Source organism: Rhizobium sp. GN54 (assembly GCF_021026345.1).
Taxonomy (GTDB): domain Bacteria; phylum Pseudomonadota; class Alphaproteobacteria; order Rhizobiales; family Rhizobiaceae; genus Mycoplana.
Map to the genome: position 1 here is coordinate 71,234 of NZ_JAJNCZ010000003.1, position 15,307 is coordinate 86,540.

At 66.0% G+C, this 15,307-nt stretch carries 17 protein-coding genes; 9 read left to right on the top strand and 8 right to left on the bottom strand.

Annotated features, from left to right (window positions below):
* The first annotated feature begins 144 nt into the window (after window positions 1–144).
* The 4 genes from ftsE to LQK81_RS09640 all read left to right on the top strand — a co-directional run bounded on the left by ftsE (window position 145) and on the right by LQK81_RS09640 (window position 3,508).
* Window positions 145–813, top strand: a complete 669-nt coding sequence (gene ftsE / locus LQK81_RS09625; RefSeq protein WP_263811725.1) for a cell division ATP-binding protein FtsE — start codon at window positions 145–147, stop codon at window positions 811–813.
* On the top strand, window positions 806–1,816 hold the full coding sequence (locus tag LQK81_RS09630; protein ID WP_230805783.1) for a cell division protein FtsX: 1,011 nt from the start codon (window positions 806–808) through the stop codon (window positions 1,814–1,816). The genes ftsE and LQK81_RS09630 overlap by 8 nt, the downstream gene beginning before the upstream one ends.
* 101 nt (window positions 1,817–1,917) lie before the next feature.
* Window positions 1,918–2,610 (top strand): YdcF family protein, encoded by a 693-nt coding sequence (locus LQK81_RS09635; protein WP_230806522.1) that lies wholly within the window; start codon window positions 1,918–1,920, stop codon window positions 2,608–2,610.
* A 79-nt stretch (window positions 2,611–2,689) separates the two neighbouring features.
* Window positions 2,690–3,508: a lysophospholipid acyltransferase family protein gene (locus tag LQK81_RS09640; protein ID WP_230805785.1), complete on the top strand. Its 819-nt coding sequence runs from the start codon at window positions 2,690–2,692 to the stop codon at window positions 3,506–3,508.
* Window positions 3,509–3,515: 7 nt separating this feature from the next.
* On the opposite strand, the gene LQK81_RS09645 is transcribed toward LQK81_RS09640, so the two are convergent.
* Window positions 3,516–4,055, bottom strand: coding sequence for a gamma-glutamylcyclotransferase (locus tag LQK81_RS09645; RefSeq protein WP_330166543.1), 540 nt, complete (start codon window positions 4,053–4,055; stop codon window positions 3,516–3,518).
* A 94-nt stretch (window positions 4,056–4,149) separates the two neighbouring features.
* Here LQK81_RS09645 and LQK81_RS09650 point away from each other — a divergent pair, with 94 nt between their 5' ends.
* A complete protein-coding gene (locus tag LQK81_RS09650; protein ID WP_230805787.1) occupies window positions 4,150–5,145 on the top strand; it encodes a DUF2125 domain-containing protein in 996 nt (331 codons plus the stop codon).
* Window positions 5,146–5,151: 6 nt separating this feature from the next.
* Here LQK81_RS09650 and LQK81_RS09655 read toward each other — a convergent pair whose 3' ends face one another.
* Together LQK81_RS09655 and LQK81_RS09660 are read right to left on the bottom strand one after the other, a co-directional pair.
* Entirely contained in the window at window positions 5,152–6,087 is a 936-nt protein-coding gene (locus LQK81_RS09655) for a prephenate/arogenate dehydrogenase family protein (RefSeq protein WP_230805789.1), read from the bottom strand.
* Window positions 6,088–6,148: 61 nt separating this feature from the next.
* On the bottom strand, window positions 6,149–6,928 hold the full coding sequence (locus LQK81_RS09660; protein ID WP_230805790.1) for a class I SAM-dependent methyltransferase: 780 nt from the start codon (window positions 6,926–6,928) through the stop codon (window positions 6,149–6,151).
* A 92-nt stretch (window positions 6,929–7,020) separates the two neighbouring features.
* Here LQK81_RS09660 and gloB point away from each other — a divergent pair, with 92 nt between their 5' ends.
* Window positions 7,021–7,791 (top strand): hydroxyacylglutathione hydrolase, encoded by a 771-nt coding sequence (gloB, locus tag LQK81_RS09665; RefSeq protein ID WP_230805792.1) that lies wholly within the window; start codon window positions 7,021–7,023, stop codon window positions 7,789–7,791.
* Window positions 7,791–8,213, top strand: a complete 423-nt coding sequence (locus LQK81_RS09670; RefSeq protein ID WP_230805794.1) for a cupin domain-containing protein — start codon at window positions 7,791–7,793, stop codon at window positions 8,211–8,213. Before gloB ends, LQK81_RS09670 begins: the two co-directional genes overlap by 1 nt.
* Before the next feature lie 22 nt (window positions 8,214–8,235).
* Here the strand turns inward: LQK81_RS09670 and yddG are convergent, their stop codons facing one another.
* Window positions 8,236–9,132, bottom strand: a complete 897-nt coding sequence (yddG, locus tag LQK81_RS09675; RefSeq protein ID WP_230806524.1) for an aromatic amino acid exporter YddG — start codon at window positions 9,130–9,132, stop codon at window positions 8,236–8,238.
* A 31-nt stretch (window positions 9,133–9,163) separates the two neighbouring features.
* Window positions 9,164–9,934 (bottom strand): DUF3108 domain-containing protein, encoded by a 771-nt coding sequence (locus LQK81_RS09680; protein ID WP_230805796.1) that lies wholly within the window; start codon window positions 9,932–9,934, stop codon window positions 9,164–9,166.
* Window positions 9,935–10,215: 281 nt separating this feature from the next.
* Between LQK81_RS09680 and rpmB the strand changes: the two genes are divergently transcribed.
* The gene (rpmB, locus tag LQK81_RS09685) at window positions 10,216–10,500 is read left to right on the top strand and encodes a 50S ribosomal protein L28 (protein ID WP_230805798.1); all 285 of its coding nucleotides are present in this window, start codon (window positions 10,216–10,218) and stop codon (window positions 10,498–10,500) included.
* Window positions 10,501–10,619: 119 nt separating this feature from the next.
* The gene (locus LQK81_RS09690) at window positions 10,620–11,261 is read left to right on the top strand and encodes a VUT family protein (RefSeq protein ID WP_230805800.1); all 642 of its coding nucleotides are present in this window, start codon (window positions 10,620–10,622) and stop codon (window positions 11,259–11,261) included.
* 47 nt (window positions 11,262–11,308) lie between these two features.
* On the opposite strand, the gene LQK81_RS09695 is transcribed toward LQK81_RS09690, so the two are convergent.
* Genes LQK81_RS09695 through cobS form a run of 3 tightly spaced genes read right to left on the bottom strand, consistent with a single transcriptional unit; the run spans window position 11,309 to window position 15,279 of the window.
* A complete protein-coding gene (locus LQK81_RS09695; RefSeq protein ID WP_230805801.1) occupies window positions 11,309–12,310 on the bottom strand; it encodes an esterase-like activity of phytase family protein in 1,002 nt (333 codons plus the stop codon).
* 51 nt (window positions 12,311–12,361) lie between these two features.
* On the bottom strand, window positions 12,362–14,263 hold the full coding sequence (cobT, locus tag LQK81_RS09700) for a cobaltochelatase subunit CobT (RefSeq protein ID WP_230805803.1): 1,902 nt from the start codon (window positions 14,261–14,263) through the stop codon (window positions 12,362–12,364).
* Between the two features lie 17 nt (window positions 14,264–14,280).
* Window positions 14,281–15,279: a cobaltochelatase subunit CobS gene (gene cobS / locus LQK81_RS09705; RefSeq protein WP_230805805.1), complete on the bottom strand. Its 999-nt coding sequence runs from the start codon at window positions 15,277–15,279 to the stop codon at window positions 14,281–14,283.
* Window positions 15,280–15,307 lie beyond the last annotated feature (28 nt).

Genomic DNA, 15,307 nt, shown 5'->3' on the forward strand with positions numbered 1-15,307 from the left:
AAAGTCGGGCATTGATCCGAATCCTTACGAACCGTAAACCATACTGGTTAATGCTTCGGAAACCGGCCTTGGATGGGCCTTGATTTCGTGCCATCGGCGAGCCTGCAAGAGAAGGTACGCGGCACGCGCTGAGACGAGAACCGGATTGCCCCATTGATACACTTCGAGAATGTCGGCCTGCGATACGGGATGGGTCCGGAAGTGCTCCGCGACCTGACCTTTGACATTCCGCGCCGCTCCTTCCAGTTCCTCACCGGCCCGTCCGGCGCCGGCAAGTCGACGCTCTTGCGGCTGCTCTTCCTGTCGCTGCAGCCGACCAGGGGCCTCATCCGCACCTTCGACCGCAACATCGCCACCATTCCTCGCGAAGAACTGCCGATGCTGCGCCGCCGGATCGGCATCGTCTTCCAGGACTTCCGCCTTCTGGAGCACCTGACGACCTATGAGAACGTGGCGCTGCCGCTGCGCGTGCGCGGCAAGGACGAGCTTTCCTACCGCGCCGACGTGATCGATCTGCTGAAATGGGTGGGCCTCGGCGAGCGGATCAACGTGTTGCCGCCGGTGCTCTCCGGCGGGGAAAAGCAGCGCGCCGCCATCGCGCGCGCGCTGATCGACCGGCCCGAGCTTCTGCTCGCCGACGAACCGACCGGCAACGTCGATCCGCCGATGGCGCGGCGGCTTCTGAGCCTGTTCCTCGAATTGAACCGCCTCGGCACGGCCGTCGTCATCGCCACGCACGACCTCTCCCTGATGGATCAGGTCGACGCGCGTCGCATGATCCTCTCGCAAGGGCGGCTCGACATCTATGAGTGAGCCCGCAACGCAGCCAGAACCGCAGGAGCGCGGCCAGCAGAAACGCCCGGAAATGCGCGTCCGGCCGACCGCTCCGATCGTTCCGCCCTCCAACGTCTCGGGCAATGCGCTGATGTGCGTCATCGCCATCATGGCTTTTCTCGCCTGCCTGACCTATGGCGCCGTCAGCATGGTGCGGGCCACTGCGGCAAGCTGGCAGAGCGAGATCTCCCGGGAGATCACGATCCAGATCAAGCCGGACGACAACCTGGACATGGAAGCGGCCCTGGCCGAAGCCCGCGATCTGGCACTCACCTTCGCCGGAACCCGCGACGGCCAGATCGTCGATCGCGCCGCGACCGCGCGACTGCTGGAGCCCTGGCTCGGCGAGGGCCTGGACCTCGACGAACTGCCGGTGCCGCGCCTGGTAGTGATCACCATCGATGAGCGCAATCCGCCGGATTTCGTAGCCCTGCGGCAGGCGCTCTCCGAGAAGATCCCGCAGGCCTTCCTCGACGACCATCGCACCTGGGTGAACCGGCTCGTCGCGATGGCCGAAACCACGGCGTTGATCGGCACCGGCGTGCTGATTCTCGTGTTCTCCGCCATGGTGCTGACCGTCGTCTTCGCCACGCGCGGCGCGCTGTCCGGCAACCGCCACATCATCGAGGTGCTGCATTTCGTCGGCGCCGAGGCGGGTTTCGTCGCCACCGAGTTCCAGAAGCATTTCCTCAAGATCAGCCTGAAGGGCTCGTTCGCCGGCGGCGCCCTGGCCGCCCTCGTCTTCGCGATCGCCGGCTACTGGCAGGGACGCTCGCTCGCAACGCCGCAAAGCGACCAGGCGACCGCCCTGTTCGGGACCTTCTCGGTCGGCGCCGGCGGCTATCTTGGCATTGCCGCGACCATGATCGTGATCGCGCTGCTGACGACGCTGACGGCCCGTTTCACGGTCATGCGCACGATTTTCGAGATCGACCGGATCCGCTCCGATCCGGCCAGAACGGACGGATTGCCCGAGGCCTGAGCCACTGCCGGCGCGCCATTGTGCCGCAGCGGACTCGTCCTTGCCGCAATCGCACGATATGAAGAAGAATCATGGTCGCAATGGACGAGTCGCGGAACCTGATGTCGAAGGATGGTACGCCTCCAGCGGGACGCTGGCGGATCCGTCCTGTTCGTCGTTTCGTACGGCTGTTCCTCTTCCTGCTCCTGATCGTTTCCGGCGTGATGGTCGGCGGTTTCCTCTATTTCGCCGATACCGTCGCCTCGCTCGAGGCGCCGAACCATCCCCGTGCCGACGCGATCGTCGTGCTGACGGGCGGCTTCCAGCGCATCGACCAGGCGATCGGCCTCCTGCAGGAAGGCGCCGGCAAGCGCCTGCTGATCTCCGGCGCCAACCCGGCCACCTCCGGCAACCAGATCCGCAAGTTCACCCAGTCCTCATCCTCGCTGTTCGACTGCTGCGTCGACATCGGCTACGACGCGATGGATACGATCGGCAATGCCAACGAGACGGCACGGTGGATCAGCGACCACGGCTACCGCCGGGTCCTGGTGGTGACCAACAACTACCACATGCCGCGCAGCCTGCTCGAACTGAGACGCAGCGACAAGGAAACCGAGTTCCTGTCCTATCCCGTCATCAATTCCGACCTGAAGAACGGCAGCTGGCTCGGCGAACCCCAGGTGATGAAGGCGATGCTGTCGGAATACGTCAAGTATTCAGTAGCGGTCGCCCGCGACTTCGTGGGCGCGCGGACGGCGAGTGGCCTGCGGCGCGACGAGCCGGCCCACGCAACCTTGCTTCCGGAGAACTGAGCGCTTCGCTCCAGACCCGGTTTCCGGCGCCGGAATTATCGTGTAGTCAGGCTGACCTTCCGAGGAGAGCTTCCGCCTGATGATCGTCGTGCGTTCCATCCTGTTCAACCTGGCCTTCTACCTCAATCTGATCCTTCAGATGATCGTGCTCACGCCGGTCTATTTCCTGCTGCCGCGCAAGAAGGCCTACGGCATCGCCAAGAACTGGGCGCGCAGCAATCACTGGCTGTTCGACAAGATCGTCGGCACGACCTTCGAGATCGAGGGGCTGGAGAACATCCCCAAGGGCCAGGGCTACATCTTCGCGCCGAAGCACCAGTCCTTCTGGGACGCCTATGCGCTGCTGCCGTGGCAGGACGACCCCTTCTACATTCTCAAGCGCGAGCTGACCTGGATTCCCCTGTTCGGCTGGTACATCCTCAAGCAGCGCATGGTTCCCGTCGACCGGGGCGCGCGCGGCCGGGTGATGGCGGCGGTGATGGAGCGGGCCAAGGCCGAAATGCAGAGCGGCCGCCAGCTGATCATCTATCCGGAAGGCACGCGCCGCCCCCCCGGCGCCCCGCCCGAATACAAGTATGGCATCGCAAGGCTCTACCGAGACCTGCAGGTGCCGGTGCTTCCGGTCGTCATGCATCCCGGCCTGTTCTGGCCGCGGCGCAAGTTCCTGCGTTATCCCGGCCATTTCAAGGTCCGCATCCTGCCGCCGATCCCCGCCGGCATGGACCCCGACGCCTTCCTCGCCCACCTGATCGACGTGATGGAGACGGCGAGCGACAAGCTTCTCCTGGAAACGGTCGATGCCAATCCGCACCTGACGCTTCCCCCCACCGCAGCGCAGCGCGTGGCCGAACTGCGCGCGCGCGGCTCTGACGCCGGTCACCTCAAAGAGCGACAATAGCCGTTTCTCAGCCGCCGTTGACGAGTCGTTCGACGGAACGCCCGACGTCTTCCAGCCAATGGTCGCGAATGCCCATCTCCCGCAGGTGGGTCAGCGTGTTGGTCACATAATCGGTGTTCGGCCCGGACTTGCCCTTTGCCGTGCTGACGGCGATCGCCGCCTCCTCGACGGACAGGGCGCCGGCATACTGGTGGTGCGCCCGGTCGATCACATAGGCGAGAGCCGGCTTGCGCAGCCCGTCGCCGAGGGTGACAGGCAGGGTGCGTTCCTTGTAGACATGGGTGACCAGTTCGCGCTCGCGCAGATAGTCGACCACCGCTCCCCATCGATCCGGCGCCACGCGGAAGGCCATGCCCCGGCATGAGCCGCCCCGGTCCAGCCCGAGCACGAGGCCCGGATGGTCGGGCGTGCCGCGATGGACCCAGGAGCGCACGCACAGCGAGCGGCGGAAGCCGTGCAGACGGGCAGGCCGGCTCTCCTCCACCTCGAACCCCGGATTCCACATCAGGGAGCCGTAACCGAAGACCCAAAATTCGTTGCTGTCCACCGTGCCTGCCCGTAACTACCTGAATGCCGCCGCAATTACCCGCGAGGGCACAATCTAGACAACTCCCGGCCCTTTCGCCAGAACGGAGAACGGCATGACTTCGACGAACGGCGCGGCGACCTCCCGCAGCGCCCGCAGATTTTGGCTTCTGGGCGTGGGCGTGGCAGCCTTCGTCGCACTCTATACCGCCGCCTGGTTCTACGGCGCCGACCGGCTCAAGGCCATCGTCCGGGGGCAGCTCTCCGACGCCTCCGTCGCCGTGGCCTGTACCGGGCTCGACGTGCGGGGCTATCCCTTCCGCATCGGCGTTTTCTGCGATTCCCTCGGCCTCGACGACAGCCGTACCGGCACCTCTGCAAGCTTCGGTGCGCTGCGCTCGGCAGCCCAGGTCTATCGCCCCGGGCATGCGATCCTGGAACTCGACGGCCCCGCGCAGATCCGCGTCGCGCCCGAGATGTCGCTGATTGCCGACTGGGACCTGCTTCATGCCAGCGTGGTGGCGGAGAAGGCGGGCCTGGAACGTGTCTCTGTCGCCTATGACGCGCTGAAAGGCACCTTCACGCCGGGAATGGGTCGAACCGGTCTGACCTTCACGGTGCGCCACGGCGAGATGCACACGCGCGAAAACGGCGATGCGCTGGACGCTGCCCTGTCACTGGACGGCCTCGACCTGACGGTGGCCGACACCGCGGTTCCGACCTTCGATGCGACGCTGGACCTGTCGATCGAGGACGCCGCCGGCTGGCTTGCGAGCGGGCCGCCGGACGATGTCCCTCGCGGCACGAAGGGGGAGTTGCGCCGTTTCGGCCTCGATTTCGGCAACGGCAAGACCGCGGTGCTTTCCGGGCGCTACGCGTTCGACGGCGAGGGCCTGCTCTCCGGCCGCTTCGAACTGAAGGTGAACGGGATCGACACCGTGCGCGACCTCGTCAAGCGGGCGTATCCCGAGATTGCCGACACGGCCAACAGCGTCACGGAGACGATCCGCGCCCTGTCGGGCGGCAGCGACGATGCCAGCGTGAGGCTCAAGGTCGACGACGGCGTCGTCTATCTCGGCTTCATCCCGATCGCGGCCATTCCGCCCCTCTGAGGCAGGTCAGGACGGCTTGTCCGGCGGCGCCACCGGCCGGCCGAAGTTCGCAGCCTCCGTATCCTGGCCGGCATCGATGATCGAGCGGCGGATGGCCCGGGTGCGGGTGAAGAGGTCGAACAGCTTCTCACCGTCGCCCCAGCGGATCGCCCGCTGCAGATAGGCGAGATCTTCGGAAAAACGCGCCAGCATCTCGAGAATCGCGTCCTTGTTGTGCAGGCAGACGTCGCGCCACATGGTCGGGTCGGAGGCGGCGAGCCGGGTGAAGTCGCGAAAGCCCGATGCCGAATACTTGATGACTTCCGATTCCGTCACCGTCTCCAGGTCATCGGCCGTGCCGACGATGTTGTAGGCGATGATATGCGGCAGATGCGAGACGATCGCCAGCACCTTGTCGTGATGCTCGGTGTCCATCTCGTCCACCTTCGAGCCGAGCGTTTCCCAGAACGTCGAGAGCTTCTTCTTCGCCGCCTTGTCTGTGCCGTGCACGGGCGTGAGGATGCACCAGCGCCCGCGGAAAAGGTCGGCAAAGCCTGCGTCCGGTCCGGAATGCTCGGTGCCGGCGAGCGGGTGGCCGGGAATGAAGTGCACGCCCTTGGGCACATGCGGCAGCATCTGCGCCACGACGGATGCCTTGGTGGAACCGACATCGGTGAGGATCGCGCCGGCTTTGAGATTGGGCGCGATCTGTCGGGCGACGCTGCCGGACGCGCCGACCGGAACGGAGACGATGACGAGGTCGGCGTCGCGCACCGCCTCGGCCGCGTCGAGGTGGTAGTCGGTCCCCAGCTCCAGTTCCTTCGCCCGGCGCAGCGTGTCCTCGCTGCGGCTGGAGATCGCCACCGATCCCGCCAGCCCCTGCTCCTTCACCGCGCGGGCGATGGAGGAGCCGATGAGGCCGATGCCGATCAGCGCGATCCTGTCAAACTGTTGAACCGACATGCCTGCGCCCCTTGTGCGAGATCAGAAGCCCCCTGGTGGGCGGGGGTGGTCGCGCCAGCCATTACCGGCGCTGCGCCGGATTGTCGAGGGGCCGGAGCCGCGGCGTCGTCCGTGTCGAGGGGACGCCTGAAGGCGCCAGGACAGGGACGAAGACGCGCCGCGAGGCGCGGGCGGCCACCGGCAGGCCCTGATAGAGGCGCTTCTGCGCCTCGACCACGAGCACGCCGGAGAACATCGGCCACAGCCTTCGCCCGAGCCGCTCGAAGGCACTGCGCAGCTTGTGGACGGCACGGTGCTTCGACGGCGGAAACAGCAGCGCCTCGGCGCTCGCGCCGGGGGTGAAGTTGGTCTCGCGCAACAGATGGGTCAGCTGGCTGCGCGAATAGGGCCGGCCCGAACCGAACGGCGTGTGCTCCATGCGTGCCCAGACGCCGCGCCGGTTCGGCACCACGATGATCAGGCGCCCCCCGGGCGCCAGCACGCGCCAGAGTTCCTTCATCGTCTCGCGCGGATTCTCGGCGAATTCCAGCGAATGCACCATCAGGATCCGGTCGATCGACGAATCGGGCAGCGGCAGTTCCTCGTCGAAGACGAGCGCCGTCGCCGAAGCCTCCCCGAGCGGCCAGTTCACCGCCCCCTGCCCCGCCGGCATGAAGGCGAAGGTGCGCTCCGTATCCTCCCGGAACCGGTCGAGATAGGGCACGGCATAGCCCAGCCCCACGAGGCGCTCCTCGGGAAGGCGGGCCCAGATCGAGGCCAACGCCATCGTGATCGAGTGCTCTGCGAGATGGCCGAGAGGTGAGTGGTAAAATTCGCGAAGATCGACAATATCTGCGTGCATCGGCGAGATGTTAGCCACCGGGCGATGGACTTCAAGGCCCGGGCCGCTAGATTCGCTCGCACACCCGTTCTCCGCGCCGGAAGGAATATGCCATGACATCATTCGACATCGAACTCTTCGGATGCCGGAGCGACAATTTCGGGGTGCTGCTCCACGATCCGGAATCCGGCACGACCGCCAGCATCGATGCGCCGGAGGAAAAGCCGATCCTCGACGCCCTTGCCCGGCGCGGGTGGACGCTGACGCATGTCCTCACCACGCACCACCACACCGACCACGTGGAGGCGAACCAAAGCCTCAAGGCTAGGTTCGGCGTCGAGATCGTCGGACCGGCCCGCGAGCGCGACAGGATCCCCGGCATCGACCGTGCGGTGGACGATGGCGACCGCTTCGACCTCGCCGGGCATGCCATCGAGGTCATCTGGACGCCGGGGCACACCGCCGGCCATGTCTGCTACCACCTGCCCGACGACGGGCTGCTCTTTGCCGCAGACACGCTGTTTGCGCTCGGCTGCGGCCGCCTGTTCGAGGGAACGCCGGCGCAGATGTGGCAATCCCTGTCGAAGCTTGCGGCCCTTCCGGAAGAGACCACGGTCTATTTCGGTCACGAATACACCCTCTCCAACGCCCGCTTCGCGCTGACGGTCGATCCTGACAATGCGGCGCTGCAGGCGCGCGCCGGCGAAATCGAGCGCATGCGGGCGGCAGGGCGCTTCACCGCACCCACCACGATCGGCCTCGAGAAACAGACGAACCCCTTCCTGCGCGCCGCCGATCCCGGCATTCGCAAGGTGCTCGGCATGGCGGACGCGACCGATGCGGAGGTCTTCGCCGAGATCCGTGCCCGCAAGGATCGCTTCTGATGGCGCCGAAGGAGATCATCGCCACGCTCGGCATGCAGCGTCATCCGGAGGGAGGATGGTACGTCGAGACCTTCCGCGATACCGAAGGCGGCGCCCGCGGGCATTCGACGGCAATCTACTATCTGCTGGAAAAGGGCGAGCGGTCCCACTGGCACCGGGTGCGCGATGCCGTCGAGATCTGGCACCACTATGCCGGCGGCCCCCTCCGGCTTTCCATTTCCGGCGACGGGCAGGTCATCAACTCCCACGTCCTCGGCAACGATCTTCCGGCCGGCGAACGGCCGCAGGTGCTGGTCCCCGCCGGCTGGTGGCAATGCGCCGAGCCGCTGGGCGACTGGTCCCTGGTCGGCTGCACCGTGGCACCCGGCTTTTCGTTCGACGCCTTCGAGATGGCGCCGCCGGACTGGCGGCCCGGTCTCTGAGACCTGAGCCGCCGCTTTCGCCTCAAGCGGCCGCAGTATCGGTGACGGGCTCCGGCTTGCGCCGCAGGACCATGTCCTTGGCCGCCAGCACCGCCCCGCCGGTGACGAGGACGCAGGCGAGCGCGATGCGCCAGGACGGCTCGGCAAAGCCGGTCAGCACCAGATTGAGCGTGGACAAGAGCGGCGCGGCATAGCTCGCCGCACCGAGGATCTGGATATCGCCGTTCTTGACGCCGAAGTCCCAGGCATAGAAGGCGGCCCCGACGGGAAGCAGGCCAAGGCCGAGAACGGCGAACCACTCGAAGCCGGTCGCGGGCCAGACCGTCGTCTCCAAAGCGAGGTGGCACACGAGCGACAGGATCGCGGTCGCAAGGCAGAAGCCGGTGACGACATCGGTGGAGACGGCATCGAACCGACGCGTCAAAAGCGAATAGCCCGACCAGGTGAACGCGCAGAGGAAGGCGGCGCCGTAGCCGAGCGTATAGGCGCCATCGAACGACAACCCGTTGCGCGCGACGATCAGCACCGTCCCGGCCAGCCCCGCAAGCGCTCCTGCAATGTGGTACCAGCGCAACCGCTCGCCCGGCAGCATCGCCGAGCCGACGACGATCAAGAGCGGCCAGAGATAGGCGATCAGCCCGGCCTCGACCGCCGGCGCGTTACGCAGCGCCGTGAAATAGAGGAAGTGGTAGCCGAACAGGCCGGCGATGCCGACGATCCAGACCTTGGCCGGCTGGCGCAGGAGCTTCAGCCGTCCCGGCCGGGCGATCAGCACGCAAATTCCCGGAAGGCTGCCGATCAGAAAGCAGATCGCCGAAAGCTGGAAAGGCGGCATCTGGCCAGAAGCCGTGGTGAACAGCGCCAGCAGCGACCACATCAGGATCGCCGAAAAGCCGATGAACGTCGCCTTCAACTTCACAGTCACTGCCCCCGCATGGCGCTGTTGCGGCTCAGCCGCCGAAACGGGTCGCCGATACCGTGACCGGGCCGAGCTTGGTCGGGATCCGGGCATAGACGGGGGCATATACCGCGACCGCGTCGGCCTTGGCAAACCAGATTTCCATCGTCGTCAGCTGGCGCAGGTATTCGACGTCGCGACGGCCCTTGCGATAGCCCGAGCGCGGCACGAAGCGCACGCCGCAGACTTTGACCTCGCCCTCGAAGCCGCGCGTCGAGAACGGCCGCGATCCCTTGTCGACCAGCTTGATGTCCATGCGCGACTCGCCGTCGAAGATCGGCAGCGTCTTGGAGCAGACATTGCCGCCGTCGGGGATGATCAGGCCGGAGATCGGATCGACGACCGCGCGCATGTCCCGCTCCCGGACGGGCACCCAGTTCTCCGGCGAGCGCCGCCGCTCGGGGCGGATCGAGGCACTGGAGACGTTGCCGTTGCGGAACGTCACGTCGATCGCCCGGGCGCGCTTGCCGCTGCGGTAGGACATGGAATATTTCGAGGCCCGCAGCCGGCCATCCGAGAGGACCCCGGTGACCGATGTCGTGCCGTGCGTATTGGCCAGGATGTCGGCGAGGCCGGCGGAGTCCATCCGTCCCGAAATGCTGTAGCGGCGTCCGTCGAACGCCGAGCGGAAGCTTGCGGTCGCCACGGGGAAGCCGGCAAGCCTGATGCTATAGTCGGTGACGTGACTGACTTCCTGCGCGGGGGCCGCGCCCGCGGCCAGCACCGGCAACACCACCGCTGCGACCCATGTCCTCCAGCCCATCTTCCAAACGCTCCTTCGTCCGATCGACTATAGATCCCATTGCGGCAATTCTGCGCCGCCGTCGCTTCGCGGCACCTGGGAAACGAGAGGATCCGGTCCGGCTATTGGTGTCAAACCACGGCGGTTTGCAACTGTTTTCCGGCAAAGGGCCAAGGTTTGGCTTGACGCCACCAGCGCGGATGACTATAGAACCGCAACTTTTCCAATAAGGCCAGACGGACTGCGGCCGGACACGGCGCCGGAATCGTATTGTCCGAAACCAAAGAAGAATAGGTGCATCCATGTCCCGTAGTTGCGAATTGACCGGCAAGGGCGTCCAGTCTGGAAACAATGTCAGCCACGCCAACAACAAGACCAAGCGCAAGTTCCTGCCGAACCTGTGCAACGTCACGCTGATCTCCGATAGCCTCGGCCAGCGCTTCCGCCTGCGCGTTTCCGCAGCGGCGCTCCGCTCGGTCGAGCACCGCGGCGGCCTCGACGCCTTCCTGATGAAGGCCGAAGAGAACGAGCTGTCCATGCGCGCGCGCCTGCTGCGTCGCCAGATCGCCAAGAAGCTCGCCGCCTGATTATCGGGCGCGTCTTTTCAAGACACGCATGCGAGGCCTGACCGATGATACGGGCAGGCCTCTCTGCTTTGCAGACATCGCTATGAACGCCAACTGGTGGCATCACCCAGGATAAAAAAATGCAGGCGAACCGCATTACCCTCACCTATGTCCTCCTGATGACGCTCGTCGTCGTCGCTTCCAATATCCTGGTGCAGTATCCGCTGCCCGGAACGCTGTTCGGCGTCAGCCTCGGCGATATTCTGACCTTCGGCGCCTTCAGCTATCCCGTCGCCTTCCTCGTCACCGACCTGACCAACCGCCAGTTCGGACCGAAGGTCGCGCGCAAGGTGGTGATCGCCGGCTTCGCCGTTGCTGTGCTCTTCTCCTTCGCCGTCGCCTCGCCGCGGATCGCGATCGCCTCCGGCTCAGCCTTCCTGCTCGGCCAGTTGCTCGACATCTCGGTCTTCAACGGGCTGCGCCGCCAGAGCTGGTGGCGCGCACCGCTGCTCGGCTCGCTGATCGGTTCGGCGCTGGATACGATCATCTTCTTCTCGATCGCGTTTTCGCCCGTCTTCTCCGTCTTCGGCCCGAACGAGCCATTCGCCATCGAGAGCGCGCCCGTCCTCGGTCTCCTGGCCGTCGAGACCCAGCGCTGGATATCCTGGGCCATCACCGATTTCGGCGTGAAGATGCTGATGGGCCTGGTGATGCTGCTTCCCTACGGCGCACTGATGAGCACGCTCAAGCCGATGCCGGGCATCGACAAGGCTGCCGCCTGAAATCGCGGCTGCTGCCTGCGGGAGACCACAGGCGGCCCTTCTCTTTCTCAGAGGCCGCCGGTCAGGCGGAATTCCAGCATCAGGTTGCGCTGCAGGATCGAGTGATTGTCGTCGGAGACGACGATGATGCGGATGTCCCCGTCCGGTAGCTGCAGGATATCCAGGCCTTCCATGTTGTCGATCTGGTGGCTCATGTCGGCATCGATCAGGACCTCGCCGTCGACGACGGCGCCCGGACGAATGTCCGCGGCCTTGATGCGACGGATGCGCATGCCAACCCCGTCCGACAGCCGGAACCGGCGCTCGAGCAGCAGCAGGTCGCCGTTCGGCAGGAAGCTGCCGTCGGTCGCATCGTAGGGATCGTTGCGCACGACCGAAAATGTCCCCTTCAGCGGCCCGTCGAGGATCGCCGCCATCATATGGCCCTGCGCATCGAGGCTGCGCTCGGCGACGATGACCGGCGCGCCCGCAAGCGGTCCGTCCTCCGGCGCCACCGCGATCGTCTCGAAGCCGCGATTGATGCGGATCTCACCGCGTGGATAGGGGATGGCGTAGCTCCCCTTCGGCCCTGATGTCTCGAATCCGGGGTCGGGATAGACGTCGACGCGATGGTTCTGCTCGTAGGAGACGATCGCCGCCCCCGGCATCAGCGCCAGCCCCTCGGCATCCATGAGATACTTGATGTTCTCGTTCTCGCCGCTGGCGTTCAGCATCGGACTGATCTTCACGTCCGCAAGCCCGGAGAGCGCCCCCTCCCCGTCCCGCTCGATGGCACCCGTCATCCAGTGGCCGGTGTCGAGCACGGCGACGAAATGCTTGTGGTCGGGGCGGAACCGGATCGAGGACACGGCGCCGACGAGCGCGTTCGGCGAGGAATACAGGATCCCGCCGACGAACTCGAGCTTGCCGAAGGCGCGCGCGGTGGACCCGACGCCGAAATGCGAGATCGCCCGGCTGTCGATCTCCAGCGCCACGTCGGTCGCCGAACCGGGCGCGGCGGCGACGGTCACGGCAAGCGCTGCGGCAAAGAGGACGGACAGTCGCGTCATCAGTTCTCCTTGCCCGGGATCGTCCGTGGCGCGGCCTGTTTCGGTTGTGCCTCAGCCGGCGCGACGAAGGGGACCCGGCCGCCTGCGGCTCGTCGTCTCGTCAGCAAACAGCGACGCGAGCTGCTCGGTCATGGCGCCTGCGAGTTCGTCGGCATCGACGATCGTCACCGCCCGGCGATAGTAGCGGGTGACGTCGTGGCCGATGCCGATCGCCAGCAGTTCGACGGGCGAGCGCGTCTCGATCTGCTCGATGACCGCGCGCAGATGCCGCTCCAGATAGTTGCCGGGATTGACCGACAGCGTGGAATCGTCGACCGGGGCGCCGTCGGAGATCATCATCAGGATACGGCGTTGCTCGGGTCGGCCGAGCAGCCGGTTGTGCGCCCAGATTAGCGCCTCGCCGTCGATGTTCTCCTTCAGCAGCCCCTCGCGCATCATCAGGCCGAGGTTGCGCCGGGCCCGGCGCCAGGGCGCATCGGCCGACTTGTAGATGATGTGGCGCAGGTCGTTGAGGCGACCGGGCGACTGCGGCTTGCCGCCGGCGAGCCACTTCTCTCGCGCCTGCCCGCCCTTCCAGGCCTTGGTGGTGAAGCCGAGGATCTCGACCTTGACGCCGCAGCGCTCGAGTGTGCGCGCCAGGATATCGGCGCAGGTCGCAGCCACCGTGATCGGCCGCCCGCGCATCGAGCCGGAATTGTCGATCAGGAGCGTCACGACCGTGTCGCGGAAATTCGTGTCCTTCTCCCGCTTGAAGGAGAGCGGCTGCATCGGATCGATGATGATGCGCTGCAGGCGGGCGGAGTCGAGGTAGCCTTCCTCCAGGTCGAATTCCCAGGAGCGATTCTGCTGGGCCATCAGCCGGCGCTGCAGGCGGTTGGCGAGGCGGCCGACGGCGCCCTGCAGATGCGAGAGCTGCTTGTCGAGGAAGGCGCGGAGACGGTCAAGCTCAGCCTCGTCGCAAAGCTCCTCGGCAGCGATCGTCTCGTCGAACTCCTCGGTGAAGACCGAATAGTCGACCTTTTCGTTGAAGTCCCCGAAGATGCTGGGACGGCGGACCTCGCCGGGCGTCTCGCTGTCCTCGTTGTCCTCATCGGCGAGTTCGTCGTCGGAAATCTCCGCGCCGTCCATCTCGCCGTCTTCCATCTGCTCCTGCGCCGTCTCGTTCTCGTCGGCGGGAGCGGCCTCGTCGCCGGCTTCTTCCTGGCTCTCGTTCTCGTCTTCCTCGTTGCTGCGCGGCTGGTCCTCGTCGGTCTCGCTCTCCTGGTCGTCCGGCTCGCTCTCCTCCTCGCCGATGTCCTCGGCGACATTCATGGACGCAAGCATGTGGCGGACGATCTTGGCAAAGGCCTGCTGGTCGTTGATGGCGCCGGCGAGATCGGGAAAGTCGGAGCCTGCCTTGTCCTCGATGAAGGAGCGCCAGAGGTCCAGCACCTTGCCGGCGCTCTCCGGTGGCTTCTGCCCGGTCAGCTTCTCGCGCACGAGCAGCGCCACCGCCTCTTCCAGCGGTGCGTCCGCCTGGCGGGTGATCGCGCCGAAATTGGCGCGGGCAAATTTCTCCGACAGCATGGAATTGATGTTGCCGGCCATGCCGCTCATGCGGTTGGAGCCGATCGCTTCGACGCGCGCCTGCTCGACCGCGTCGAAGACTGCGCGGGCGTCGGCACCCTGCGGCGACATGGTGGCGTGGATGCGGGCATCATGGCAGGCCTTGCGCAATGCCATGGAATCGCCGAGCCCGCGGGTGACGGCAAGCTCCGCCTGCGTCGGACGCTTGGAGAGCTCCGGCAGGCGCATGCGCTCGCCGGTCAGCCCGGGGCGCTCGTTGGCGAACACCACCTCGATCTCGGCATCGCCCGCGACCGAGCGGATGCAGCCGGTCAGCGCCCGCCGGAACGGCTCGACGTCGACCGGGGCGCCGGGTCTCGGCCTCGAATTGTCACCGCGAGCAGCCATCTTTCACCCGCCGGCCGTCAGGCCGTGGCCTCCAGCACGATGTTGGCGGCGCTCTCCTTCAGTTCGACCCCGAAGGCGCGTTGGTAGTGCTCGGCTACCAGTGCCCGCTCCAGCTCGTCGCACTTGTTGAGGAAGGTGACACGGAAGGCGAAGGCGAGGTCGCCGAAGATCTCGGCGTTCTCGCCCCAGGTGATGACCGTGCGCGGGCTCATCACGGTCGAGAGGTCGCCGTTGATGAAGGCGGCGCGCGTCAGGTCGGCGACGCGGACCATGCGCGAGATCGTCTCGCGCCCGTCCTTCCTGGCGGCCAGGGTCTTCACCTTCGCGGCAACGATATCGACCTCGTTGTCGTGCGGCAGGTAGTTCAGCGTGGTCACGATCGACCAGCGGTCCATCTGTGCCTGGTTGATCTGCTGCGTGCCGTGGTAGAGACCGGTCGTATCACCGAGGCCCACCGTATTGGCGGTGGCAAACAGGCGGAAGGCGGGATGCGGGCGGATGACGCGGCTCTGGTCGAGCAGCGTCAGGCGGCCGGAGGATTCCAGCACGCGCTGGATGACGAACATCACGTCCGGGCGGCCCGCGTCATACTCGTCGAAGACGAGGGCGACGTTGTGCTGGTAGGCCCAGGGCAGGATGCCGTCCTTGAATTCGGTGACCTGCATGCCGTCCTTGACCACGATCGCGTCCTTGCCGACGAGATCGATGCGGCTGACGTGGCTGTCGAGGTTGACGCGCACGCACGGCCAGTTGAGGCGGGCTGCGACCTGCTCGATATGGGTCGACTTGCCGGTGCCGTGGTAACCGGAGACCATGACGCGGCGGTTGTGGGCGAAGCCGGCGAGGATGGCGAGCGTCGTCTGGCGGTCGAACAGGTAGTCCGGATCGAGGTCGGGCACATAGGCATCCGCCTTGGAATAGGCCGGGACGCGGATATCCGTGTCGATGCCGAAGACCTCCCGTACCGATACCGTGGTATCCGGGAGGTTGGAAATGTCGATATCCATCTTGCTCATACTGTCTCCGCAGCAGACGCCCTCGCAT